Annotated in this window: 16 protein-coding genes; 7 read left to right on the forward strand and 9 right to left on the reverse strand. The window is 53.5% G+C overall.

The window, feature by feature from the left end:
• The first annotated feature begins 92 nt into the window (after positions 1 to 92).
• Positions 93 to 2,078, forward strand: a complete 1,986-nt coding sequence (locus ACMV5H_RS07845; protein ID WP_166732960.1) for a ligand-gated channel protein — start codon at positions 93 to 95, stop codon at positions 2,076 to 2,078.
• A 129-nt stretch (positions 2,079 to 2,207) separates the two neighbouring features.
• On the opposite strand, the gene ACMV5H_RS07850 is transcribed toward ACMV5H_RS07845, so the two are convergent.
• Positions 2,208 to 3,689, reverse strand: a complete 1,482-nt coding sequence (locus ACMV5H_RS07850) for an amino acid permease (protein WP_021805848.1) — start codon at positions 3,687 to 3,689, stop codon at positions 2,208 to 2,210.
• A 134-nt stretch (positions 3,690 to 3,823) separates the two neighbouring features.
• Positions 3,824 to 4,711 carry a DNA-binding transcriptional regulator YeiE gene (gene yieE, locus ACMV5H_RS07855; protein WP_021805849.1) on the reverse strand — a complete coding sequence of 296 codons (888 nt, stop codon included), beginning with the start codon at positions 4,709 to 4,711 and terminating at the stop codon, positions 3,824 to 3,826.
• A gap of 258 nt (positions 4,712 to 4,969) precedes the next feature.
• On the opposite strand from yieE, the gene ACMV5H_RS07860 reads away from it, so the two are divergent.
• Positions 4,970 to 6,049: a YeiH family protein gene (locus ACMV5H_RS07860; RefSeq protein WP_414821669.1), complete on the forward strand. Its 1,080-nt coding sequence runs from the start codon at positions 4,970 to 4,972 to the stop codon at positions 6,047 to 6,049.
• A 106-nt stretch (positions 6,050 to 6,155) separates the two neighbouring features.
• Positions 6,156 to 6,995 carry a deoxyribonuclease IV gene (gene nfo / locus ACMV5H_RS07865; RefSeq protein WP_414821670.1) on the forward strand — a complete coding sequence of 280 codons (840 nt, stop codon included), beginning with the start codon at positions 6,156 to 6,158 and terminating at the stop codon, positions 6,993 to 6,995.
• Positions 6,996 to 7,072: 77 nt separating this feature from the next.
• Here the strand turns inward: nfo and ACMV5H_RS07870 are convergent, their stop codons facing one another.
• The 6 genes from ACMV5H_RS07870 to fruB all read right to left on the reverse strand — a co-directional run bounded on the left by ACMV5H_RS07870 (position 7,073) and on the right by fruB (position 19,271).
• Positions 7,073 to 7,438, reverse strand: a complete 366-nt coding sequence (locus ACMV5H_RS07870) for a DUF596 domain-containing protein (protein ID WP_115158155.1) — start codon at positions 7,436 to 7,438, stop codon at positions 7,073 to 7,075.
• A gap of 8 nt (positions 7,439 to 7,446) precedes the next feature.
• Entirely contained in the window at positions 7,447 to 13,497 is a 6,051-nt protein-coding gene (locus tag ACMV5H_RS07875) for a DUF637 domain-containing protein (protein WP_414821671.1), read from the reverse strand.
• Positions 13,498 to 13,557: 60 nt separating this feature from the next.
• Complete coding sequence (locus ACMV5H_RS07880; protein WP_414821672.1) at positions 13,558 to 15,228, reverse strand: ShlB/FhaC/HecB family hemolysin secretion/activation protein; 1,671 nt, start codon at positions 15,226 to 15,228, stop codon at positions 13,558 to 13,560.
• 271 nt (positions 15,229 to 15,499) lie between these two features.
• Positions 15,500 to 17,188: a PTS fructose transporter subunit IIBC gene (fruA, locus tag ACMV5H_RS07885; protein WP_021805852.1), complete on the reverse strand. Its 1,689-nt coding sequence runs from the start codon at positions 17,186 to 17,188 to the stop codon at positions 15,500 to 15,502.
• A gap of 14 nt (positions 17,189 to 17,202) precedes the next feature.
• Positions 17,203 to 18,141, reverse strand: coding sequence for a 1-phosphofructokinase (gene fruK, locus ACMV5H_RS07890; protein WP_021805853.1), 939 nt, complete (start codon positions 18,139 to 18,141; stop codon positions 17,203 to 17,205).
• Positions 18,138 to 19,271 (reverse strand): fused PTS fructose transporter subunit IIA/HPr protein, encoded by a 1,134-nt coding sequence (gene fruB / locus ACMV5H_RS07895; RefSeq protein ID WP_414821673.1) that lies wholly within the window; start codon positions 19,269 to 19,271, stop codon positions 18,138 to 18,140. The genes fruK and fruB overlap by 4 nt, the downstream gene beginning before the upstream one ends.
• 209 nt (positions 19,272 to 19,480) lie before the next feature.
• On the opposite strand from fruB, the gene ACMV5H_RS07900 reads away from it, so the two are divergent.
• From ACMV5H_RS07900 to ACMV5H_RS07915, 4 genes are all read left to right on the forward strand, one after another.
• Positions 19,481 to 19,942: a nucleotide triphosphate diphosphatase NUDT15 gene (locus ACMV5H_RS07900; RefSeq protein WP_373368192.1), complete on the forward strand. Its 462-nt coding sequence runs from the start codon at positions 19,481 to 19,483 to the stop codon at positions 19,940 to 19,942.
• 228 nt (positions 19,943 to 20,170) lie between these two features.
• Positions 20,171 to 21,331: a NapC/NirT family cytochrome c gene (locus ACMV5H_RS07905; RefSeq protein ID WP_024528057.1), complete on the forward strand. Its 1,161-nt coding sequence runs from the start codon at positions 20,171 to 20,173 to the stop codon at positions 21,329 to 21,331.
• A gap of 12 nt (positions 21,332 to 21,343) precedes the next feature.
• Positions 21,344 to 23,824, forward strand: coding sequence for a trimethylamine-N-oxide reductase TorA (torA, locus tag ACMV5H_RS07910; protein WP_414821674.1), 2,481 nt, complete (start codon positions 21,344 to 21,346; stop codon positions 23,822 to 23,824).
• Positions 23,825 to 23,986: 162 nt separating this feature from the next.
• The gene (locus ACMV5H_RS07915; protein ID WP_115158160.1) at positions 23,987 to 25,198 is read left to right on the forward strand and encodes a sugar efflux transporter; all 1,212 of its coding nucleotides are present in this window, start codon (positions 23,987 to 23,989) and stop codon (positions 25,196 to 25,198) included.
• On the opposite strand, the gene ACMV5H_RS07920 is transcribed toward ACMV5H_RS07915, so the two are convergent.
• On the reverse strand, positions 25,162 to 25,416 hold the full coding sequence (locus tag ACMV5H_RS07920; RefSeq protein ID WP_021805859.1) for a YkgJ family cysteine cluster protein: 255 nt from the start codon (positions 25,414 to 25,416) through the stop codon (positions 25,162 to 25,164). The two genes, ACMV5H_RS07915 and ACMV5H_RS07920, sit on opposite strands and share 37 nt — an antisense overlap.
• Positions 25,417 to 25,683: the final 267 nt, after the last annotated feature.

The raw sequence follows: 25,683 nt of genomic DNA on the forward strand, positions 1-25,683 counted from the left end.
ACGAAAATTCTCGCGGCAGCGTGAAAACATATTCTTTTAAATCAAACAACTAACAGGAAAACCTGTTGACCTCGGACGGGAATATTTAACCCATGGAAAAGCCAAGCTATAACACTTTAACCGCGTTAATCCTCGCATCACTCGCCAGCGGCAGCGCTCTGGCACAAACAGAAGATACCATGGTGGTCACCGCCTCCGGTTTCCAGCAAAGAATTCAAGACTCGCCGGCCACCATATCGGTGATCCCTCGCCAACAGTTGGAAACCCGCGCGTACCGCGACGTCACCGATGCGTTGAAAGACGTGCCGGGCGTGGTGGTAACCGGCGGTGCCAGCAGCAGCGACATCAGCATTCGTGGGATGTCCTCTAAATACACGCTGATCCTGATCGATGGTAAACGTGTCGATACCCGAGGCACCCGCCCTAACAGCGACAACGCCGGTATCGAGCAAGGTTGGCTGCCGCCATTGCAGGCTATTGAACGTATTGAAGTGGTACGCGGGCCAATGTCTTCTCTCTATGGCTCCGATGCCATGGGTGGGGTGATCAACATCATCACGCGCAAAACCTCCACCACTAAAGACTGGGTTGGCTCCCTGCAAGGCGATGCCACCATTCAGGAAGACCGGGATTCCGGTGATATCTACCAGACTAACGCCTACGCCTCTGGCCCGCTGATCGATGGGCTGCTTGGCCTGCGGGTGAACGGTCTGTTCTCCCATCGTGGGGAAGACCACTTTACCAATGGCTTTAACGAACAGCGTATGCGCAGCGGCACGGCGGTATTCAGCCTGACGCCGGATGAGAAAAACGATTTTGATTTCGAAATCGGTCGTTCCCTGCAGGATCGTAACAGTACGCCGGGTAAGTCAGTCGCATTAGAAAACTGCCGCAAAGGCGTTTGTAAGCCGAATTCCTCCAGCGACAATCTGTATACTCGTAATAACTACTCGATCACCCATAACGGCTATTACGACTTTGGTAACAGCACCAGCTACGTTCAACGAGAAGAGACCAATAACCCCGGACGCAACATGAAGATGTACAACACCATCTTCAACACCCAGACCCAATTTGATCTTGGTTCCCACATGCTGAACCTCGGCGGGCAATACCGCTATGAGAAACTGAGTGACGGTGGCAACCAGTTGGAAGCGGCTGACGGTCTGGACCAACTGACCCGCTGGAGCTGGGCGCTGTTCGCCGAAGACGAATGGGCGCTGACCAACGATTTCAGCCTGACCACCGGGATCCGTATGGATCGCGATCAGAACTACGGCAGCCACTGGACACCGCGCATGTATGGCGTGTGGCACCTGACAGAAATGTGGACCGTGAAAGGCGGGGTTTCTGCGGGTTATCGCTCGCCAGACCTGCGCCAGTCCTCTGCCAACTGGGGCCAGATCACCGGCGGTGGCGTGAGCAACGGCATCATCGTGGGTAACCCGAATCTGAAGCCAGAAAAAAGCATCAGTGAAGAGGTCGGTATCCTGTGGGATAACCAGGAGGGGCTGAACGCAGGCATCACTCTGTACAACACCGATTTCAAAGACAAGATCACCGAAGTTCGCCGCTGTAACAGTTCAGAGGATCCGGCCTGTACCATCGGTAACACCACTTATGATTTCGTCAGCGACCGCGTCAACGTGGATAAAGCCAATATGCGCGGTATCGAAGTGACCACCGGTTGGCAGATCACCGAAGACTGGAAGCTGAGCACCAACTACACCTTTACCGAATCTGAACAAAAGAGCGGTGAGTTCCAGGGCAAGGCGCTGAACCAGATGCCGAAGCACATGATCAATGGCGTGCTGGATTGGCAAGCCACCGAGGATCTCGGCCTGTGGTCACGCGTTAACTTCCGCAGCGAAACCTCGGAATACCTGAGCCGCACCTCAATGGCGGTCAGCACGCCATCCTATACTTTTGTTGATGCCGGGGTGAGTTACCAGGCGCTGAAAAACCTGCAGCTTAGCGGCGGAGTTTACAACATTCTGGATAAAACCGTGGATTACGAGCACTACAACACCACGCTGGATGGCCGTCGTTATACCGTGGGCATGACTTACAACTTCTGATTGCCAAACAGAGTTTGTACCAAGGGGCTGCCATCGTGCGGCCCTTTTTTTGTTTGGTTTTTAGCTGGGGGGATTTTTGAGGGGGGGGGGAGAACGCGACGGTAACCCGCCGCGTCTAGAACTAATCGCTTACTTATCAGGGTTCCATTTCGGGAATTCCATTTCGCTGTACTTCACCACTTTGGTGCCGCGCGTCAGCTTATAACCGAACCAGATAATCAGGAACAGTGGAATACCGATGTAGGTTGCCGTCACGCCGTACCAGTCGATACGGTCCGCCAGGAAGGCCTGATAGTTCTGCCCCAGCGTGATGATCAAGCACAGCACGAAGGCAAACATTGGCCCCAACGGGAAGAAACCGGATTGATACGGCAGATCGCTCAGGCTATTCCCTTGCATCACATAGCCGCGACGGAAACGGTAGTGGCTGATGGCGATCCCCAACCAGGCGATAAAGCCGGTCATGCCCGAGGTATTAAGCAGCCACAGATAAACGGACTGATTACCAAACATCGAGCTAAGGAAGCACAGCGCCGCTACAACGGTGGTGGCATACAGCGCATTACGTGGCACTCCACCTTTTGACAGCTTGGCGAAAATACGTGGCGCCTTACCTTCCGAAGCCAGCGTGAACAGCATACGGGTTGAGGCATACATCCCGGAGTTACCCGCAGAGAGTACCGCCGTCAGGATCACCGCGTTCATCACCGCCGCCGCAGAGAGCAGGCCAGCATGTTCGAATACCAGCGTGAACGGGCTGACGCTGATGTCTTTCACGTCATTGCGTAACAGGCTCGGATCGGTATAAGGAATGATCAGGCTGATAATCAGGATCGCGAAGATATAGAACAACAGAATACGCCAGAACACCTGACGCACTGCGCGTGGAATGTTCTTGCCCGGATCTTCCGACTCGCCCGCCGCGATACCGATCAGCTCGGTGCCCTGGAACGAGAAGCCGACGATCATTGCCACGCCAATCATGGCCGAGAAGCCACCGGCAAACGGTGCATCGCCGATCGTCCAGTTATGCCAACCGGCATTTTCACCGCCCTTCAAGATACCGAAGATCATCAGTACGCCAAGGACGATAAAGATAATTACCGTGCTCACCTTGATCAGCGAGAACCAGTATTCCGCTTCACCGAAGCCTTTGACCGAGATGTAGTTAAGCAAGAACATCAGGCCAAGGAACAGGGCGCTCCAGATCCAGCCTGGCGTGTCTGGGAACCAATAGTTCATCACCAACTGTGACGCTACCAGGTCGACCGCAATGGTCACCGCCCAGTTGTACCAGTAGTTCCAGCCCAGCGCAAAGCCGAAACCTTCTTCAACATACTTGGCACCATAGGTGGAAAACGATCCTGAAACCGGCATAAACGCCGCCAGCTCACCCAGGCTGGTCATCAGGAAATACACCATCAGACCAATCAATGCATAGGAGAGTAACGCGCCGCCTGGGCCTGCCTGGGAAACCGTTGCGCCAGAGGCAACAAACAGGCCGGTACCGATGGAACCGCCAATGGCAATCATGGTTAAATGCCGCGCTTTCAGCTCGCGGCGTAATCCGGGTGCTTTCTGCCCCGCTGTTTTTATATCCTGCTGAGCCATTCTTACCCTATCTGCTCGTCAAAAATGAGGGCCGGATTGTAACAAATACCCGCCAGCGAACTAGTAACATTGCCCTGATATAAGATAGCTTCATAATCCGCCGCCAATTATTAGCAGCGGCCCTAATGATGGCTTTATGCGATCTTGTCCGGTTTTTGCCCAACGCAATAGCTCAAGAAACGCTGTAGCGCATTGGAAATGTGCTTTTGCCGATGATGGATCAGATACAACGTGCGCATCAATGGCGGTAGAGGAATGCTCAGTTCCACCAATACACCGCTAGCCAACTGTTCTTCCACTACGCGACGTGACAGGCAACTGATGCCGATGCCGTGGCGCACTGCATGCTTGATCGCTTCCGAGTTGCCCAACTCCATCACCAACTGGAAGTTTGGCAGGTGCGCCAGCAGCAGATGATCCAGTACTTCCCGCGTGCCAGACCCCCGCTCCCGCAGGATCCAAGGGGCACTGGCCAGCGTTGCCAGGGTCACCGGTTGCTGTAGCAATGGGTTATCCGGCGCGGCAAACACCACCAGTTCATCTTCAAGCCACGGCTGGGTGACCAACTCAGGCATGTGGCACGGCCCTTCGATCAGCCCCAAATCGACTCGAAAATCAGCTACCGCAACAATCACCTCCTGACTATTGCCCACGTTCAGTTCCAACGCTGTAGCAGGAAAATCTTTGCGATAGTGGGCGATCATCTCTGGCAGCATATAGTTGCCGATGGTGCTGCTGGCGGCGATGCGTAACGCGCCGCTGTCATGCAGGAACAGTTGTTCTATTTCCCCAGCCTGCTCCAACAGAGCCAGCGCTTTGGGGTATAGCAAGCGGCCATGTTCGTTGATCACCAGGCGTTTACCCACGCGATCGAACAACAACACCTTCAGTTGCCCTTCCAGATCGGCCAGCGCCGCGCTGACTGCCGATTGTGATAAAGCCAATACCACTGAGGCCTGAGTGGTGGATCCGCTTTTCAGCACCTCGGTAAAAACTTCCAGTTGGCGCAAAGTGATATGCATAACAGCCTCGACATAAAGAGAATGGTCAGACAAAACCATTAAAATGAAAACACCAAAAATCAGTTACACGGCATTGGTAATGCTTACTGCCCTGCCTTATAAGGTTATCACGTTTACAGGATTAGGCTTGGCGGAGTAGTCGACCGTCCAGCCGATCAACCACTTATTCCGATAAGTTATAAATATATAATCAATTTCTCTTTTAGGTCACCTGCTTTTATCATTGCACTCAGGAATTTAGCAGAGGACAGAATAATCATGGCGAGTCACAGCACTCATACCTATCCCGAACAGCGTTTTCCGCTGTTTGGACTACCACGGTTGATACCAGGCTTACTGCTGACCGGCGCGCTGACCGCGTTTTCGGTCTGGGCGGGCGATGTTCCCTGGGTTGCCGGGTTGGGATTAGGCGCCCTGACGCTGGCGATCCTGTGCGGCATCCTGGTCGGCAACACTCTTTATCCCTGGTTGCAGCCTAGTTGCCATAGCAGCGTACAGCTGGCCAAGCAGCGACTGTTACGCCTGGGGATCATTCTTTATGGCTTTCGTTTAACCTTCCAGCAAATTGCCGACGTGGGGGCCAGCGGGATCATTATCGATGCCCTGACCCTGAGCAGCACTTTCTTGCTGGCCTGCTGGTTGGGTAAAAAAGTGTTCGGCCTCGACAGCCAAACCACCATGCTGATCGGTGCCGGTAGCAGCATCTGCGGAGCCGCGGCCGTAATGGCCACCGAGCCGGTGCTGAAGGCAGACTCCAGTAAGGTTGCCGTCGCAGTCTCTACCGTAGTGGTGTTTGGTACGCTGGCGATCTTTGCCTATCCGTGGCTGTATCAACTGAATGAGCACTTCCAGTGGCTGCCGTTGACACAGGAAACCTTCGGCATCTACGCTGGCTCGACAATCCATGAGGTAGCTCAGGTGGTTGCTGCTGGCCATGCCATCGGCCCAGATGCGGAAAACGCGGCGGTGATCTCCAAGATGATCCGCGTCATGATGTTAGCCCCGTTCCTGCTGTTGCTGTCTGGCTATATCAGCCGCCGGGCCGGTAACGGCAGCAAGAGTGAAAAATCGGCCATCACCATTCCGTGGTTTGCTGTGCTGTTTATCGCCGTTGCCGGGCTGAACTCGTTCAACCTGATCCCGGCTACGCTGGTACAGCATCTGATCACCATCGACACCTGGATGCTGGCCATGGCAATGGCCGCTTTAGGGCTGACCACCCACATTAGCGCGGTACGTCAGGCGGGTGTGAAACCCATTCTGCTGGCAACGCTGCTGTTTGTCTGGCTGATCTTTGGCGGCGGTGCCATCAACCTGTTGGTGCAGCACCTGTTGTAATCCCCCCTCTTCAGGCCCGAGCTTTCGGGCCTGCTTGTTTTACCCCCACCATTCAATCCTTCGCTTATCAATGCCATAATGGCAGCGTTAACACAGGAGAATGAAAATGAAGTTTGTCGGTGCACACGTCAGCGCTTCTGGCGGCGTAGATCAGGCCGTGATCCGCGCACACGAATTAGAGGCGACCGCATTCGCCCTGTTCACTAAAAATCAGCGTCAATGGAAGGCTGCCCCGCTGCCTGCCGACGTGATAGACAAGTTTAAAAGTGCCTGCGCACAGTACGGCTACGGCCCAGGGCAAATCCTGCCGCATGACAGCTATCTGATTAACCTTTGCCATCCGGTAACGGAAGCGCTGGAGAAGTCCCGTGAGGCGTTTCTTGATGAGATGCAACGCTGTGAGCAACTGGGGCTGACGCTGCTGAACTTCCACCCGGGCAGCCACCTGATGCAGATAGATGAGGATAAGTGCCTGGCAAGGATCGCCGAGTCGATCAACATCGTGCTGGATAAAACCCAGGGCGTCACCGCCGTGATCGAGAATACCGCCGGGCAAGGCAGCAATCTGGGGTTCAAATTTGAACATCTGGCGGCGATCATCGACGGTGTAGAAGACAAGAGCCGCGTCGGTGTCTGTATTGATACCTGTCATGCCTTCGCCGCCGGTTACGATCTGCGTACCGAAGAAGATTGCCAGAAGACGTTTAAAGAGCTAGGCGACGTGGTGGGCTTTAATTACCTGCGCGGTATGCATCTTAACGATGCCAAGAGCGAGTTTGGCAGCCGCGTTGACCGCCACCACAGCCTGGGTGAAGGCAATATTGGTAAGACCGTGTTCAGCTATATCATGCGCGACGAGCGCTTCGATAACATCCCGCTGATCCTGGAAACGGTGAACCCGGATATCTGGGCCGAGGAAATTGCCTGGCTGAAGGCGCAGCAGTAATCAACAACTTGTGCTTGTTTAAGATGCCCCTAGCACTGGCTTGGGGCATTAGATAGATTTTTAGGAGGGGGAACAGATTACGTCCAGTCCAGATAGCCATTCTCATGTACCCAGACAATGCCAGCAGGACATTTTTCTGTTAGAAACCAAAACCCATCGAAAGCACCATCCTCCATTTCCTCCTGGTTTTTGGGGAAAGCATCTCGATACAATGCAATTTGTTCCTCAACAGTTCCCTTCAAAAAATTTCCGCGAGACGCTAATTTTATCCTTCCTTCTTGTATGAGACGTTGAAGAAGCTCCAAAAAATACGCTTTCTTCTCTTCATATGATAGTGCCTCTCTGCCGAAATTATCGGGGCTCATTGCTGACCATACAGTCCCAATTGATGACCCCTCTAATTCCTCGCTAAACAACTTGAACTCTTCATCGCTATATAGCATCGATAACCTCATCGGAATTTAATTTCTGTTCTCTTTTTTACTTTACCATTGCCCCTAAAGGCATCTAATTGTTGATTACCGATTATATCAATTGTCCAGCGAGCTTTGGTTTCCTCTTGGCTATTTGAATAATTCCGCAAGTTGATCGTTGCCCCATCAACTTTTGCATAGTAGACGGTACCTAAGGAGGTTTTTCTTTCTGTAAGTGCTAGGTGACCAGCCAACGACTGTGCATAGTTGAAGATCTCTTGCTCAGTCATCTTCTCGGTAGAGAACACCTTCACATTCCCTGGCTTGTTACTGCCCCCTTCACCAAGCACCTGTTCAAACTGCTTCCCGAACACATTCAGCTTACTATCCGCCTGTTTAGGATCAAATACCTTAATCAGTTGGTCTGTATTGATTTTCTGGATATCTCGCAGATAATCCGCAGTCTTAGCCGACAGATTTGCACCAGTCGCCGTCTCACCCTTGATAAAATCCGCAACAGGTTGTGTATTAAAGCTCTTGTTTTTATACAGTTCATCGGAGGTCTTAACTAGCTGTTGTGCTAGTTTCTTTGCGCTACTCTCAGACTTCCCAAGGATAAGCGTGCTGCCGGTAGTTACTGCACCAACCCCAATGATGGCCTCTGGAGAAACAATATCTGCCGCAAAAATACCGGCCTGATTCAGACAAAGCGCGGGATTAGTTTTACAACTGGCAATAGCCAGACGGGCAGCCAATACCAATTCAGGTGCAGCACCAATCAATGTCATGCCACCAGCGGAAAGTGCCAAACCACCTCCACCGACAACAGCAACCGCCACAGCAGCCTCACGACGCGCGACAACTCGCTTGGCGGCATCCTTATCGCCTTTGTCCGCTGCCAGAATATCCCGCTGATTATCTAGAGCATATTGATACAACATATGTTCGGTCATGTTATATCGGTATACGCTCTGGGCGCTATCTGCAGCACTGTACGCTCCCTCAGGCGTATGTGTCGTAAGGGCACCGGTCAAAGCCCCAATAACCCGTACCGTTTGCTCCTTCGTCTCGTTACCTTGTAGGGCTTCCTGCAAGCGCAGCAGTTGGCGTTCTTTCTCATTGAGATTAGACGGTTCGAACAAGGTGCTTTGCATCATCACCCCTGCCAGCTCCGCCGCCAATGCCCCGGCAGCAGCGCCTTTACCGTCACCACGCCCAATCTCTGCCGCAACTCCGGCCACCACAGCATGGCTTAGTACCTTGCCAGGAACACCCAATACCTGCCCGTTTTCGCCAATCAGATTGGCCCCTTCAGCATTAAGTTGACCACCGATATTGCTCAGCAAAGCATTGGTTAAGTTATCCCTAAAACTCCCACCGTTAATTGCGGTATTCAGGCTCGAGCTGATAATCGACTGGCCCGCCACGCGCTGCGCCACCTTGCTCCAATCACCATTGCTGAGCTGAGGCAACTTCACGTCCTTGGGATTAAGTGGTTTACCTGCCGCATCCTTATTCCATCCTGTTACACTATCAAAACCGTTCAGCGCGCCTCCAATTGCCATAGCGGTTGCAGTAGCCTTAACTGCGTCACTGTTACCCAACGCCTTCAACGTGTTCGACAGGTTGCCCTGATTCTCTACCAGCACAACGGCAGCCTGCGACGCTAGCGAAGACATTCCGGCGGTCACAACACCACTAGTTACGGCCCCACCGCCTACTGCTGTAGCCGTGCTGCTGGCAGCGGTTGCAACTAATGAGCTGCCTGCTGTCACTGTCGCCGCAGCAATGGCAATGACCGCCGCCACGGCCGGATTCAGTTTCTGGCTCTGATAGTCCCAACTGTCATAGGCGTCCTTCACTGCGTTCCATTGCACATCGTTGCGCTTGTTGAGATCTTTGATCCAGGCCATGCTCGGCGTATTCCCCAACGCATCAATAGCGCTTTGCAGTGCCTGCCCGTTCTTCACCTTCACATCGGTGCTGATACCATTGGCAGTATTGATCACCAATTTGCCACCAGCATGAATACTTGGTAGTACCCATTTCCCCTCTGAATAGCCTTTATCAGCCTGTTTGATAAAGAATCCCTTAGACAGGGAAACCGTTTGTTCAAAAGTGGTATCTTTGACCGCCCGGAAATTGATTGCTCCCCGAGTGCTGGTCAAACGAGCATTATTCCCAGCGGCTATTTTGCTCGCTTCATAAGTACTATTGTCTCGGCTCAGCAGATTGATATTGCCGCCAGCGAGAAACTCGGTGACCTTATTGGTGACGTCATGACGTGTTTGCGTCACCTCTTTCTTGGTGATACATAGGCTCCATTTATTACATTTTTTCTTTTTGTCTTCGTAGTGATTCGACTCTTCCATGGCTTGCGCATACAGATAACCTCCTTGCGCCGCTATATCTAGAGTGCCAGTACGAACAGCCAACTCCCGATTACGTGCATCCTCCTGTGCCTTGCGTTGTTTTTCCGCATCATATTGACGTTGTTTTTCAGTCCGCGCAGCATTCAGGCGGTTTTCAGCAACACTCTTTTCTCTTGCAGGCTGTTCCAAACGTTGCTGAGCCTGGTTGAACGTGTTTTGTGCCGTGTTAACCGCATTTTTGGCACTATTTACCGCATTCTGCCGGTCAATTAGGCGCTGGCGTATCTTGTCATATTCCGCCACAGTGGCTTCTTTTATCGCATTGGCAACTTTGACACCGTCAGGGGTGGGAGCCCAAGCCTCTCCCCATTGCAAGACATTATTGACAAAGGCACTTCCGCCTTCCCGCAACAGCCGATCTAGATGATCTTTATTGTCAATGCGAGCCGATGCATCAAAATGAACGCCTCCGCCACTGTAACTTGGCACCGCAACGAAACGGGCTGTTGACGAGGTTATGGGATGCGCGCCGACATCAAATAGTGACAACGTATCCGGATGTTGCTGCGCAGCGCCTAGTTCACGTTTACGAGCACCAAGCAGCCCCTCTGCCTGCGCTTTATTCTGCTGCGCCTCGTCAAATCTCTGACGGGATGCCTGAAACTGCCGCTCGGCCGCTGCCAATGCGGCATCCACACCGGATAGATTCGCCGCAGGCGCTACCGGGCCGGTTTGCCCTTTAGACTGTAACCGGGTCGCCTGGAACAAAATGCTGCCACGGGAAATTATCGTAAGCAGGCCACCAGCAATCAGTTCACTACCCTGCTGAATCAATTGTTCCGTGTAGCCACCGGAATGTACACGGTGAGTCTTGTTCTCCACTGCCTCGAAGCGAATATCGCCGCCAGAGGTCAGTGTCATATTGCCACCTGAGGTCAACTTAGCACCGTAAGCCAACAGTTGATTATTTACCGCCGCCGTCAGGTTTTTTCCTGCATGAAGAGTGGTGATCAGTTGGCGATCGTTCTTGTTGTTATCATTAGCCGCATCAACGACGGAGTACCCCAGTGCAGACAACCAGAGGTTTTGCCCCGCAAGCAGAGTGATATTACCATTGGCGGCTAACGTTGCCCCCTGGGTACCGAGATCGCGTGCTGTATTGATCAATAAATTACCACCAGCCTGTATCTGGCTACCCAGCTCAGGCGTACGTGAAGCAGGGAATAAAGCATTAAATTGTTTCCCCAATACACGGTAATTAAGATCGGCGTTATGACCAGCCAGTAAGGTGATATCCTTTCCGGCTTTAATATGGGTGCCGCGTAATGCCAGATAGCCGCCACTGTTGAGCAACACCGAGCCGGTAGAGTTCATTTGTCCGGCATTCAACATCTGGTTAAACTGCACCAGCCTGTTCTCAGCAGAAAGATGTTGTCCTACTCTCTCGTTATCCAACGCCTCATCATTTCTTTCGATCGAGATGCCAGCGCTGGCCGTCATAGCAATATTGTTGCTTTGTGGGGCCATATAGATGTTGCGTAAATAGATGCTTTTGCCCGCGTTCAACGTCAAATCGCCCGAGGCATTTAACTGGCTTAGCCAGCGAGAACCATCGCTGCCGAAATAACGTTGAGTCGGCGATGTGTGAACCTTGACGTTGCCGTTTCGGCTGGTCAGGGTAATGTTTTTCCCTTTCAGGTAGCCTTGGCGGGTATCCAACTCATTAACCGCCAAAACGGATAGACTATTACCCGCCGTCAGTTCTGTGCCGTCGGTATAAAATAGATCATCAGCAATAACAGTTAAATCGTCATGTGCACTAATTTTATCTGTGCTGATAATTTTATTGGCGTGCAACAGAATATTTTTCGCAGCTAACGTATCTGTTCGCCCTAATCCGATAACTTCATTGACACTCCCCTCCAGCGGAGACGATGTATAAAAATGTATTTTATCTTTAAAATCCGCCGTCAAATTATTACCCGCGGTAATTGATGAGTTCTGATACCCCGTTATTTTCCACGTCAGAATCTCCTGCTGCTTGTTATATTTCGCCTTTTCATTAACATATAATAAATCCCAGTTTCCAGTTGGCGCATCTTCATCGCTGGCAAAACCGCCGACGCCAAAAGTGGTAGACGCCAATCGCCAATAAAGATCCTTTTGCCCCAACTGTTCCCCTTTAACTGAGAAGGTGTTCCCGGTCAGTATCAGATCTTTAGCGGCTTTAATCGTGGATTGGTCATTCCATAATGTAGAGGCATTAATATAAGCATTACTGCCAGAACTGATCGTTGCGGGAGCTTGTGATTGGGTTATGATATATTCATCCCGTTTGACATTGACCTTATCGCTTTTTGAAAGATTGATTTCCCCGAACCAACTGCCAAAACCAAAGTCTTTCAATTCTGGTTCCAGCCGTACAATAGCATCTACACCGTTGCGTGTGTCGTAGTAACTACCCACGAAAGATTTATTAAACGCCTTGGAATTGCCAGGAATATTCCGCCACTCCGCGCTCACCGAATTACGCACGTTATTGAGTCTGTCTGCCCGAATAACCAGATCGCCACTATTGGTCTGAATACGTGCAGAACGGTTATCCACCATTTTAGCCTTGTTGCCCTGCGCGTCTTTCTGTATCCACAGATTCTTGTTGCTGTGCAGTGCAGCCTTGTCACCGACGTTGCTTACTGAGTCGGCAAAGATCCGCATATCACGATGCGCTGTCACATTGCCGCTATTACTGAATGCGGTCGCCGCCAGCGTCATATCGCGTTCAGCACGCACACTTGCATTAGCAGGAATAGCGACCTCACTAGCGCTGACGTTCAGATCCGTTTGCGCGTGCACGCTACCCAACACAATTTTTCCATTGGCGTTAAGTGTAATATCACGCTGCGAGCTGTTGATATTGTTAAGATTGACCCCAATACCCGTCTCGTTAGCAACCAAACGGATCCTGTTAGCATACATGCCACCCAATGCTTTGGTATCGACTGCTAACTGAGGCTTGGGCCCTTCGCCGTTGATCGGTTTGATGGTGCCATCCTTGATGCTGATTCGGTTAGCGCCTTGGATTAACGACAGATTTTGGGCGTTGATTTTACCGTTCAACTCGGTGGCACGGCTGATGATGTCGACATAGTCGGCCGAATTACCATCCAGCCCATTGCCGCCGATAGTTATAGCGCCTTTTTTTACCTCTAACGCCTCTAATGCTCCCCGCTGATCAAACTGTGGTTTACCTGTAGTCAAGGTGACGCCAGGGGTGTTAATAAACCCACAGCCATCACAACTAATGCCATTAGGGTTGGCAATTATCACGTTAGCTTTATTGCCGAAAACTTCCAGCTTGCCCTGCAGCTCTGAACGGCTACCACCAGTGACTTCGTTTACGATCAGGTGGGCGGCATTGCCGTTTAAATTGCCGTTGGCGCTTAACTCTCCCGCCAACTGCGACTTGCCAGCCTGAGTGGCGTTATTCAGCACAACGCCAGGCGCACCAACGTTGAAGTCTTTGTAGCTATTGTGCGAAATGCCCGCCTCATTGGGTGTGGCAATATCTACGACCGGCACATTACCCTGCCGCACTTGAGTCTGATTATTTGTGGTATTGATCACAGCACCAAATGCCGGATGCAATGGCTGTAGGGCGGTCAGATAAATCAGTAGGTAACTGGCTCCCCGAGCCAGCGGGTGATTGAGTTTATCCATATTCTGTCCCTCGAAAAGATATTGGTTTCAGGCCCTTTCCCGACCTCGGTTGTGTTGGCGCTATAACGTAACGGTGGCTTGCCAATAGGCCACCCAACGATCCGGTTGCAAGCTTTCCGGGTATCTTAAAGGTTTGCCAAAAATGAACGACTGGCCGAACCAGCGGCTGTTTATTACCGCCCCCACCGCCGCACCGGTGACATTTCCCCCGTCGATTCTCCCTGCCCGGCCTTGAACCCAACCTGAATCCATTGCACCGATAAGGGTGAGATCTCCCAACCCCGGCTGCCAACTAAGCTCATTACGCCAATAGGCTCCGCGGTTACCGGTCAGGTATTGCTCTCTGAAGCCACGCACCGAATATTGCCCGCCAACGGAAATACGTTCACTGGAATACAGGTTGTCCGGGGTGGTTTGACCATAGGCTGAAGCTAAGTAAGACAAGGAAGAAACCAGAGGATGAAAATAGCTAGTGCTGAGACTGAATTTACGGAATTTGCTGCGCGGCAGGTCACGGTGTTGCGGATCGTCCGCCGTCGCTCCCAACATAGATAAACCGTGACTGATAGTGGGATTGAACGTCAGATAGCCCTGTCCTAAAACCGCACTGTAATTGCCGCCAAAGCTTAGTGAACTGATTGTTGGGCTACTTACTGCCAATCGTTCCCCCGCCAACCGATTTTCCGTACGCCGCCGGGTCAGCTCTATATCTATGCCGAACTTACGCGTACCATCACGAAACAGCGTTCGGTTGGCGCTCAATCGATGAGTCTGGCTATCTCCCTGATAGTGATAAGTCGCTTGGTTGAACGGTATTGCCTGAAAAAAATCACTCCAGGCATAGTGATAACCAACTTGCCAGTAGCCGTAAGGCAGACTCATGCTGCCACTGAAGCTGCGACTACGGTGGTTATGGTTGAAATGGCTATTGCGCGCGACGGAAAATGCCCACTGGTCGGCAAGGCGTAGGGGATTATCCAGTGTCACCCCCACATTCATCTGGCCGGTGCCCGTGCTTTTTTGGTCGCTGTTATCGGCCCCTAAAGAGAGAGTCAGCGGCAAGCGCTTGGAAACTCGCAGCAATACAACGTTTGAATATCCGGGACGTAAATCGGGTTGGATATCAATATTCAACTGCTGCGAAGGCAAGCGATTGAGCTGTTCCATGCCTTGCTCAATATCCCGCAGGTTTAATACTCTGCCGATCAGGCCAGCAAACGCCATTTTCAGCGCCAGCGTCTCTTTCCCATCAAGGGTTATGGAACCAATCCGCCCTTCGCTAACGCTGATGATCAGCACACCGCTAGAAATATCCTGGGCTTTCAGGTAGGCCTGAGAGGTCACAAAACCACGTTGCAGATAAGCATTGGTCGTTTCACGTACCAATTGGTTGATATTGGCCAACGTCAGGCAGCGCCCTCGAAAGGGGAAGACAAGTTGTTCCTGCACTGACCATGAAAGGCTGCCAACTCCCTGTAAAACGATCAGGTGAACTTTTTGGCAGGCCTCCCCTGACAGATCTGGCGTCGGAGAAGGAAGTGTAGGCAACGAAACTTGGTTTTCTAATGCTTCACGCTGTTGCTGTGCCTGCTCCAACATCCCCCTTTGCCGTTGAATGATGCTATCGCGGTCAGCCGGGCTAAATTCTGCTGCCTGACTGTAATGAGTCATCCCACCGTAGGTGGATGCAATAAATACCAAAGATGAGACCCATCGCTTCCATGCAAACATTTTAATGTATCCATTTACGCTTAGTTACTAACGTGATCGTTATTCTATCAATTAGACCTAAATGTAAATGATTTTCATTTTCACCACTATTCGAAAATGATCACTTTATGAACAGTTAAGGCGATGGTAATGCCGATTTTTACGAGACAAATACTAAGTATGCAGGAGAGAAACGATGGGAGAAGGGAAACTCTTGTTGCGGCAAATCCTCAGGTGGGTAGAACTGACTAGGCTGTGCTCCTAAGGAGCACAGCTTATTATCAAGTAACTGTTACGCCACCGTGGCTACCGGCGCTTCAGAACGTTTAAGGACCGCATAGGCCACGCCCGCCAGCAGGGTACCCGCCACAATCGCCAGCAGATACAGCAGCACCGGCGAGATAGCACCAGGGATCAACAGCACGAACAGCCCACCGTGTGGTGCCATCAGTTTTGCACCGAAGGCCATCGACAGTGCACCTGTCAGGGCTCCACCTGCGATACAGCACGGCAGAACGCGCATTGGGTCACGGGCAGCAAACGGAATTGCCCCTTCAGTGATAAAACACAGGCCCAACACCAACGCGGCCTTGCCCCCTTCCTGCTCGGACTTCTCGAACTTGCGACGAGCCAGAATGGTCGCCAGCCCCATCGCCAGCGGTGGCACCATACCTGCCGCCATAATCGCTGCCATAGGTGCGTAGACCGAAGAACTCAACAGCGCTACACCAAAGGCATAGGCCGCCTTGTTAACCGGACCACCCATATCGGTACACATCATTGCACCGAGGATTGCGCCCAGCAGTACCGCGTTGGCGGTGCCCAGCGATTGCAACCAGTTGGTCAGGCCAACCATGATTTTGGCAACGGGTGTGCCCACTACGTAAATCATGATCAAACCGGTGATCAGGCTGGCAACCAGCGGAATAATCAGGATCGGCTTGAGCGCTTCCATACTCGGTGGCAAACGCAACTTACCGCTGATGGCCTTGGCCACGTAACCCGCCAGGAAACCGGCAATGATACCGCCAAGGAAACCCGCACCGGTGCTAACTGCCAACATACCGCCGATCAGGCCCGGCGTCAGGCCAGGACGATCCGCAATGGAGAACGCGATGTAGCCCGCCAGAACCGGCACCATCAGCGCAAAGGCCGAACCACCACCGATCTGCATCAGCGCCGCAGCCAGCGTCCCTTTGACTTCAAACGCCTTGATACCAAACACGAACGACAGCGCAATACACAGACCGCCCGCCACCACCATCGGCAGCATGTAAGACACGCCGGTCAGCAGGTGGCGATAAGGCCCTGCGCTCTCTTTCTTCTTGCCTGAGCTCGCGGTGCTGCCACTTTTTTGCGGTTGGAAAATCTCGGCTTCTACCTGTGCCTTATCCAGCTCCTGCGCGGTTTTCTTCAACGCCAAACCGGTCGAGGTGCGGTACATCGGCTTGCCGGCAAACTTGTCCAGATCCACTTCGATATCTGCCGCGACAATCACCAGATCGGCCGCCGCCACTTCTTCTGGGGTGATCGCATTCCCGGCACCGACGGAACCGCGGGTTTCAACCTTCACCCACCAGCCACGTTTCTTGGCTTCGCTCTCGATGGCTTCGGCCGCCATAAAGGTATGCGCAACGCCGGTCGGGCAAGCGGTAACGGCAACAATGCGTTTCGGACCGGCGGATTTTGCCGGTGCTACCGTCTGGGCCGGAGCCTGATACGGTTTGGCTTGCGCCTGTGCCGTGGCCAGGAAGGCTTCTGGTTCACGCACCGCGTGTTCCACATCACCGATATAAACCTGTTTGCCGTTCAGCTCAGCGTCAGCAGGTGCAGCAACACCCGCTACCACCACCAGTTCAGCCTCATTGGCCGTATTAACCAGCGTCAGGCCGGTTTTGGCCGCAGCGGCCTCAAGCATGCGTTTCGCCAGGTGGCTACGAGCCTGCCCGAGCGAACTGTCTATCATCAGCAGCGTTTTCATTCTGACTCCTGCGATTAATTAAAGGGTTTCAGATCGACGCGCGCCATCATCGCGGCCAACTGCGGGCGATCGGTGATACCAACGTTGCTCTGGCTCACTGCCAGGGCAGCCACGGCAGTGGCCAAGCGCAAGGTATGCTCGCTGGATTCACGCATCAGCAGGCCGTAAATCAGGCCGCCGACCATGGAATCACCAGCCCCCACGGTGCTGACCACCTCACAGGCTGGCGGTTTGGCGATCCAGGCGCCGGAGGCGTTAACCCACAGCGCGCCTTCAGCACCCAGTGAGATCACCACGTGGGCAATGCCCTGTTCACGCAGGGCGTGAGCGGCTTCCACTACATCTTCCAACTTCGGCAGGGGTTTGCCTGCCCAGATTTCCAGTTCACGACGGTTAGGTTTTACCAACCACGGCGAGGCTTTCAGCCCAGCCACCAGCGCTTCACGGCTGCTGTCAAAAATGATGCACGGACACTGCGCACGCAGACGGGTCATCCACTCGGTGAAGGCTTCCGGAGCAACCCCGGCAGGCAAGCTACCGCTGACCGCTACCATGTCGAACTGGCCCAGCCAGCTCAGGGAGTCCACCACAAAGCGTTCCCAATCCTGCGGCGTCACTTCAAAACCGGAGAAGTTGAAATCGGTCACTTCACCGTCTTTTTCCGTCAGCTTAACGTTGATACGTGTACGCCCAGGGACCACCTGGAAACGGTTGGCAATGCCCAAATCGCTGAACAGCAGTTGGAAACCATCCTGGTTATCTTTACCAAGGAAACCGCCAACGGTGACGTCGATACCCAAGTCTTTCAGTACCTTGGCAACGTTGATCCCTTTACCTGCCGCATGGAGACCGGCGGTTCTTACCAGGTTAACCTCACCCCGTTCGATCTCCGGGCAAAAGCCCACCAGATCGTAAGCCGGATTCAGGGTTATGGTGGCTACTCTTCTGCTCATGCTGCACCCTCGCCAAGACCTTCACTGATGGCTTCGCCGATGGCTTTCAGCGCTGCTTCAGCATCGTCACCACTGGCGGTAAAGCGCAGGTGATGACCTTTTTTCACTCCCAGTGCCACAACCTTCATCAGGCTGCGGCCGTTAGCCGGTTTACCGCTGCCGTCGAGATTGGTAACGGTAATTTCACTGGAGAACTGTTTGATTACGTTGACCAGCGCAGTGCCTGGGCGGGCATGCAGGCCATGCTCGTTGCGCACCACGTATTCCGCACTCAGAACCGCGCTCTCTTCAGCAACTTCGCTGGTCAGTAACGCCAGCACGCCCACCGCATCGGCGTTCAGCAAGCGTTCAGCTTTTTGGTTCACTAACAGATCGCTTAAATAGTTCAGTACCGTCAGCGGCTGTTGATCGGCGACGGCGACGGTCAGCAACAGCGCGACCTTTTCGCCCTCTTCATCAAACGCCTGTGCCGGGCGGCTGACGGTAGCGGCGCTGGTCAGGTTGCCTTCAGTGCTGTCACTCAACCAGATCCCCTGCCCCAGATTCAGCGGCTTGCGGGTGATCACATCGCTGACAAACTGGGCGTTAACCGCACCGATTTTTTGCAGACGGCCCGCGTTCAACGCTTGCAGCGTCATCAGCGAATCAGCGGCCACATCAAGAGCAATCAATGAGGCATCAAACTTGAATTCAGCCGCCAGTTTCTCGCCCATCAGCAAACTGCGCAGTTCTTCAGCTGAAGTCGTTTTTGCCAGCTGTTCGGCGACGCTGTCATCACTGAGCACATGCGTGAGCTGACGCAGTAGCGCCAGGTGTTCATCGGAACGCGCGGCAATACCGATCACCACATAGGCCGTCTGGCCTTCGCCCCACTCGATACCCTGTGGAAACTGGAATACCTGAACACCGGTGTTCAGCACCAGATCGCGGGTATCTGTAGTGCCATGTGGAATGGCGATGCCGTTGCCCAGATAAGTAGAGGTTTGCAGCTCGCGCTGCAGCATGCCGTCAACATAGGCGGCGCTGACGCATCCGGCGGAGGTAAGCGCTGCCGCTACCTGCCGGATGGCTCCCTGTTTGCCGCTAGCGGCAGCTCCCAGGTGAATATCTTGCTGTGACAACTGGAACATGGTTCTCCTCTCCTGCTGAATTGAATCGTTTCAGCCAAGTTAAGAAAAAGGAGCGTTACCCATCGCCTAACCAGGCCATCGATGACGCTGAAACGTTTCAATGAGTGTGTGAGCAGCTATCACCGAAAGCAAGTTTTCTCGATCTCCGCGTGATAGTTTTTTGACCTTACGCACACTTTTCTGGCTAAAACCCCCCTCCACGGGGGAAAATGGCATACTGTGCTGAAACAGTGCTGAAGGAAGATAACAACATGGTTGCCACCGGTATCGGGGTCATAATCGTTAACGCTCAAGGGCAAATCCTGCTGGGGAAACGCTGCAGCACCCATGCCCCTTTTTGGTCGATCCCTGGGGGGCATCTGGACGCGGGGGAAACCTTTGAACAGTGCGCCCAACGCGAAATCGCCGAAGAGACCGGGTTGCAGATCGATCCGCCAACCTTTATTGGCGTCAGCAATAATTTGCAAACCTGGCGTGCAGAGGGAAAACACACGGTGTCGATCTGTATGCTGGTTCAGCATCCAGGAGGAGAAGCCGAGCTGAAAGAGCCGGAAAAATGTGCCGAATGGCGCTGGTGTTCCCCGCACGACCTGCCGGAGCCCCATTTTGAAGCAAGCAGAACGGCGATCCACCTATGGTTGAGCCAACAGGTATATCTGCCGATATTGTGACGTTATTCCCTTCAATTTATCCTCAGCTCATCTCAAGCAGATCCCTATATAACCCAGAATATAACGCTACTTTATTGCTCAATCACTCTACTTTTCGCTGTAAATACCCCTAAGGTATTAGGTTTCTTTTGGGAAAATACCTATACTAATTCAGGTGTTTTTGACCTGGTGTCGAAACCTTTTTGGCAAGTTTTTCCTTGGTATTTCATAACTATAAGTGGGTTCAATATGAGCAAAAAACAAGCTGGCTTTGAAAAGCGACGCCGGTGGGGATGGCTATGGATTTTAGTGATCGGGATTATTCTCGGTGCCGCACTGCTGGCGGGGACCGCAACGGTCTTCCATAAAACCAGCGATACCGCCTTCTGTGTCTCCTGCCACACCATGCAACAACCTCTGGCCGAATATCAAGGCAGTGTCCACTTCCAGAACGCCAAGGGGATCCGCGCGGAATGTGCCGATTGCCACGTCCCTCATGAGCCACTCGATTACCTGTGGACCAAGATCCGTGCGGTGAAAGACATTTACGGCGAAATGACCGGCAAAATCGACACCCCGGAAAAATACGAAGCCCATAAGCTGGCCATGGCACAATCGGTCTGGAAGACGTTGAAAGAAAACGATTCAGCCACTTGCCGTTCTTGCCATAGCTTCGATGCCATGGATATCACCGCCCAGCGTCCTGAAGCCCGTATTCAGCATCCGGTGGCCATCAAGCAAGGTGAAACCTGTATCGACTGCCATAAGGGCGTAGCGCATATCCTGCCGGATATGAGCGGTGCCGCACAGGCCGGTGCTGCCGAACTGGCAAAAGCCGCGGCGGAAACCTCACCAACAGCAACCACGCTGTTTACCATCGCTACCGAACCGTTCTTCCTGAAAGCCGACGATACGCATAATGCCGGTAACCTGATGCCTTCAACCGAAGTTCACGTCGTGAAACAGGAAGGTGACAAGGTGCTGGTAGACGTTAGCGGCTGGCAACAGGATGGCGTCAGTGAAGTCTTCTACGCCGCACAAGGTAAACGTATCCTCAGCGTTCTGCTGGGCGAAGACGCGCGTAAACTGCTGAAAACCGGCAGCACCATGACCGATGCCGAAACCGGCCTGGTCTGGCATCAGGTGTCTCTGCAGGTCTGGTTGCCACGTAAGCAACTGATCGACGATCAGCAGAAAATCTGGCGTTACACCGCCGATATGATGTCCGCCAACTGTACCGGCTGCCACGGCCTGACCGCCCTTGATCGCTTCAACGCCAACCAGTGGATCGGCGTGATTAAAGGTATGGCTCCTCGCACCTCGCTGTCGCAAGAACAACTGCGCGTTCTGACGCAGTACGTTCAGAAACATGCCAGCGATATGCAACCTGCCACACCGGCCAAAAGTTAAGGGAGAAGCGAAATGAGCAAGTACCAACAACAACCATTGGCCATGAGCCGCCGTCGTTTCCTGGCCGGTGCCAGCGCCCTGGCCGCCGTGCCTCTGTTTGCGGGTCTGTGGCCTAAATCAGCATTGGCGGAAGCCATCAGCCAGGCATTGCCACAGTTCGTGGCCCTACGCCAGGCGCAGAAGGGCATCCTGACCGGTGCGCACTGGGGCGCATTTGAAGCCATCGTGCAAGACGGAAAAATGGTCGGCGTGTTGCCGGTCAAAGACGACCCTTACCCGAACGATCTGATCACCATGGCCCCCCACCAGGTCCATGCGGAAAACCGTATCAAGTATCCAATGGTACGTAAAAGCTGGTTGGAAGGCGGCCCTGGCAGCCGTACCGAGCTGCGCGGCAACGATGAATGGGTGCGCGTCAGTTGGGATAAGGCTATCGATCTGGTCGGTAACGAAATCATCCGTTTGCAAAAAGATCACGGCCCTCAGTCAATTTATGCCGGTTCTTACGGCTGGAAAAGCGTGGGCATGCTGCACAACAGCCGTACCCTGCTGCAACGCCTGATGAACCTGAGCGGCGGCTTCCTTGGCTATGCCGGTGACTATTCTACCGGTGCTGCACAGGTGATCATGTCGCACGTGATGGGGTCAATGGAGGTTTACGAACAGCAAACTGCCTGGCCAAACGTCATCGACAACAGCCAACTGGTGATCCTGTGGGGCTGTAACCCGATGGTTACGCTGAAAAACAGCTGGAACGTGCCAGACCACGTCGGCCAGACCGGCTTTGAGGCGCTGAAGAAGAAAGGCACCCGCATCATCAGCATCGATCCGGTGCACAGTGACAGTGCCAAATATGTCGGCGCACAGTGGATCGCTCCGCGTCCGTACACCGACAGCGCGATGCTGATCGGTATCGCCCACACCCTGTTGACCGAAAAGCTGCATAACCCGGACTTCCTGAAAACCTACACCGTGGGCTTCGACAAGTTCCAGGCCTATCTGCTGGGTGAAACCGACGGTACGCCGAAAACTGCCGAGTGGGCTGCCGATATCAGCGGCGTTGATGCCGAAGTGCTGCGCCAGTTGGCGCGCGATATGGCAAAACAGCGCACCATGATCATGGGCGGCTGGGGGATCCAGCGTCAGCATCACGGTGAGCAGCAGCACTGGTTGCTGGTGACCGTGGCGGCCATGCTTGGCCAGATCGGCCTGCCGGGCGGCGGCTTTGGCTTTAGCTATCACTACTCTTCCGGCGGTAGCCCAACGGCCAAAGGCGGCATCCTCTCCGGTATCTCTGCGGGGAATGCACCGAAGAATTCACCAACGCCAATCCCGGTGGCTCGTATCGCCGAGTGCCTGACCAACCCAGGCAAGACCATTCACTTCAATGGGACCGATGTCACCTACCCAGACGTGAAGATGGTATACGTGGCCGGTGGTAATACCTTCCACCAGCATCAGGATACCAACAATCTGGTCAAAGCCTGGCAGCGGCCGGAAACCATCGTGGTTAACGAACCGTACTGGACGGCCACCGCCAAGCATGCGGATATCGTGCTGCCTGCGACCACCAGCTATGAGCGTAACGATCTGGAGATGGGCGGCGACTACTCGCAGCTGTATGTCTTCCCGATGCATCAGTGCGTGCCGCCGCAGCATGAGTCACGCAACGACTTCGATATCTTCGCCGCTCTGGCCGCCAAGCTTGGCGTGCTGGATGCCTTTACCGAAGGCAAAGACGAAACTCAGTGGCTGAAAGGCATGTACGACGACATGAAGTTGCAGGCCCGCGCCGCCCGCGTTGCCCTGCCGCCGTTTGACATGTTCTGGGAGTCGAACAACTACATTCGTTTCCCGATCCCGCAGGAAAACAAACAGTGGGTACGTTTCGCCGATTACCGTGAAAACCCGCTGCTTAATCCATTGGGGACTCCATCCGGCAAGATTGAGATCTATTCCGATGCCATCTCGAAGATGGAGTATCTGGATTGCAAAGGTATCCCGACCTGGATGCCGCCGCATGAATGGTACCGTGGCCCAGAGGCAGCCAAATACCCGCTGTCACTGAATACCGCGCATCCGACCAACCGCCTTCACTCACAGCTCGACAACACGCCGCTGCGTAAGAAGTATGCGGTGGCCGACCGTGAAGCGATCTTGATCCATCCAGAAGATGCCAAGTCGCGCAACATCACTAACGGCGATTTGGTGCGGGCGTTTAACGACCGTGGGCAGATCCTGGTTGGTGCCATTGTCAGTGAAGACGTGCGCCCAGGTGCGGTGCGGATCAGCGAAGGTGCCTGGTACGATCCGGCCGATCCGTCAACGCCGGGGTCGATCTGTAAGAACGGCAACGTCAACTGCCTGACTTTCGATATTGGCTCATCCAACCTGGCACAGGGCAACTGTGGCCAGATGGCACAGTTGGAAATTGAGAAATATCAGGGCGAAGTGCTGAAGAATACCGCGCACGACGTTCCTGCTGGCGCATAACCGCTAGCCACCAGCGCAGGGTGATGGTGACATCGCCCTGCGCTTTTCCTGCCGACAGAGACAATGTATTTACCCTTTCCTTGATTGAAACCGGTTTTTGTTTTTTTTTAAACGAGCGTATCATGCGCGCGTCTCCCTTCTCTTTGGCTAGTCATTCAGCTTATGCGTACTTCCACTGCGGCGACACGACGCTTGCCCGATTTAACTTCGTTGGCATTTCTGGTCGTGGCTTTTCTCACCGGGATTGCCGGTGCCTTACAGACGCCCACGCTGAGTCTGTTCCTCTCCACCGAAGTGAACGTACGGCCAACGATGGTCGGGCTGTTCTTTACCGGCAGCGCGGTGATCGGCATTTTGGTCAGCCAGTTTCTGGCCAGCCGCTCAGACAAGAGGGGCGATCGCAAATCACTGATCTTTATCTGCTGCATGTTAGGCGCCTTGGCTTGTGCGCTGTTCGCCTGGAACCGTAACTATTACCTGCTGCTGTTCGTCGGCGTGTTGCTGAGCAGCTTCGGCTCGACCGCCAACCCACAGATGTTTGCCCTGGCACGGGAACATGCCGAGCACACCGGCCGGGGAACGGTGATGTTCAGTTCTATCCTGCGCGCTCAGGTTTCGCTGGCCTGGGTGATTGGCCCGCCGATCGCCTTTGCGCTAGCCTTGGGGTTTGGTTTTAAGGTGATGTATCTGGCCGCCGCCGCCGCCTTTATTCTCTGCGGAGCGCTGGTATGGAAGATGTTGCCCTCCATGCCAAAAGTGCAGAGTACCGGCGGGACGACGCTGGAAGCCCCCCGTCAGAATCGCCGGGATACGTTATTGCTGTTTATGGCCTGCACCTTAATGTGGACGGCCAACAGCATGTATTTGATCAATATGCCGCTGTACATGGTGCGGGAGCTACAGTTACCGGAAAAACTGACGGGAATACTGATGGGTACCGCTGCCGGGCTGGAAATCCCGACCATGTTGCTCGCAGGCATGGTGGCCCAACGCTTTGGCAAGCGTTTCCTGATGCGCTGTGCGGTAATTGCCGGGGTGCTGTTCTATGCCGGGCTACTGTTTATAACTGGCACCTGGCAACTGATTGCCCTGCAACTGCTGAACGCGCTGTTTATCGGGGTGTTGGCGGGAATTGGTATGCTTTATTTCCAGGATTTGATGCCCGGCCAGGCCGGAGCGGCCACCACGCTGTTTACCAATACCACCCGCGTAGGCTGGATTATTGCCGGTTCGATCGCCGGGGTCGTGGCTGAAATGTGGAGTTATCACGCGGTATTTTACTTTGCGTTGGCTATGGTACTGGGTGCCGTACTGTGTATGTGGCGGCTGAAGGACGTTCAAGGGGCGGTATCCGCCTCCAACTTGGCAAGATAGATCAGCGCCTCATCACGGCGGTCGTGGCACATCTCACGGCTGGCCTGCAGGCTGCCACAGACTTTGGGCCGCAGCGGCGAATGAAATATCCCACAGCGCAGTTGCGGGTCCAGATGGATGCAGCGGGTATTGGCCGGTTTGCCGTTGGGCATACCAGGGATCGGGCTGGAAATCGAAGGTGCGATACAGCAGGCACCACAGTCGGCACGGCAGTCCATCTGCGATCCTATGGGGGCTGATTATGTGGTTGAGACAATAGCAGAACGCCGCATTAAGTTATACTCATTCACAATGCTTACCAATAGTGCTAGAGTTTATTTTTCATGGAGTGGAAAGCTTAGAACTATCAATGGAGTGAGATCATGTCAGATAAAAATTTCAACCCAAGTTGGGAAGGCTACATGGGGGACTTCCTGAAGGGTAATGTCGGGATCAACCAGCTAAAACCCCAGCATGAGTTCCTTGATACTATCGGCTTAGAGAAA

Origin of the sequence: Serratia sp. N21D137 (assembly GCF_047530005.1) — a bacterium.
Lineage (GTDB): Bacteria > Pseudomonadota > Gammaproteobacteria > Enterobacterales > Enterobacteriaceae > Chania > Chania fonticola_B.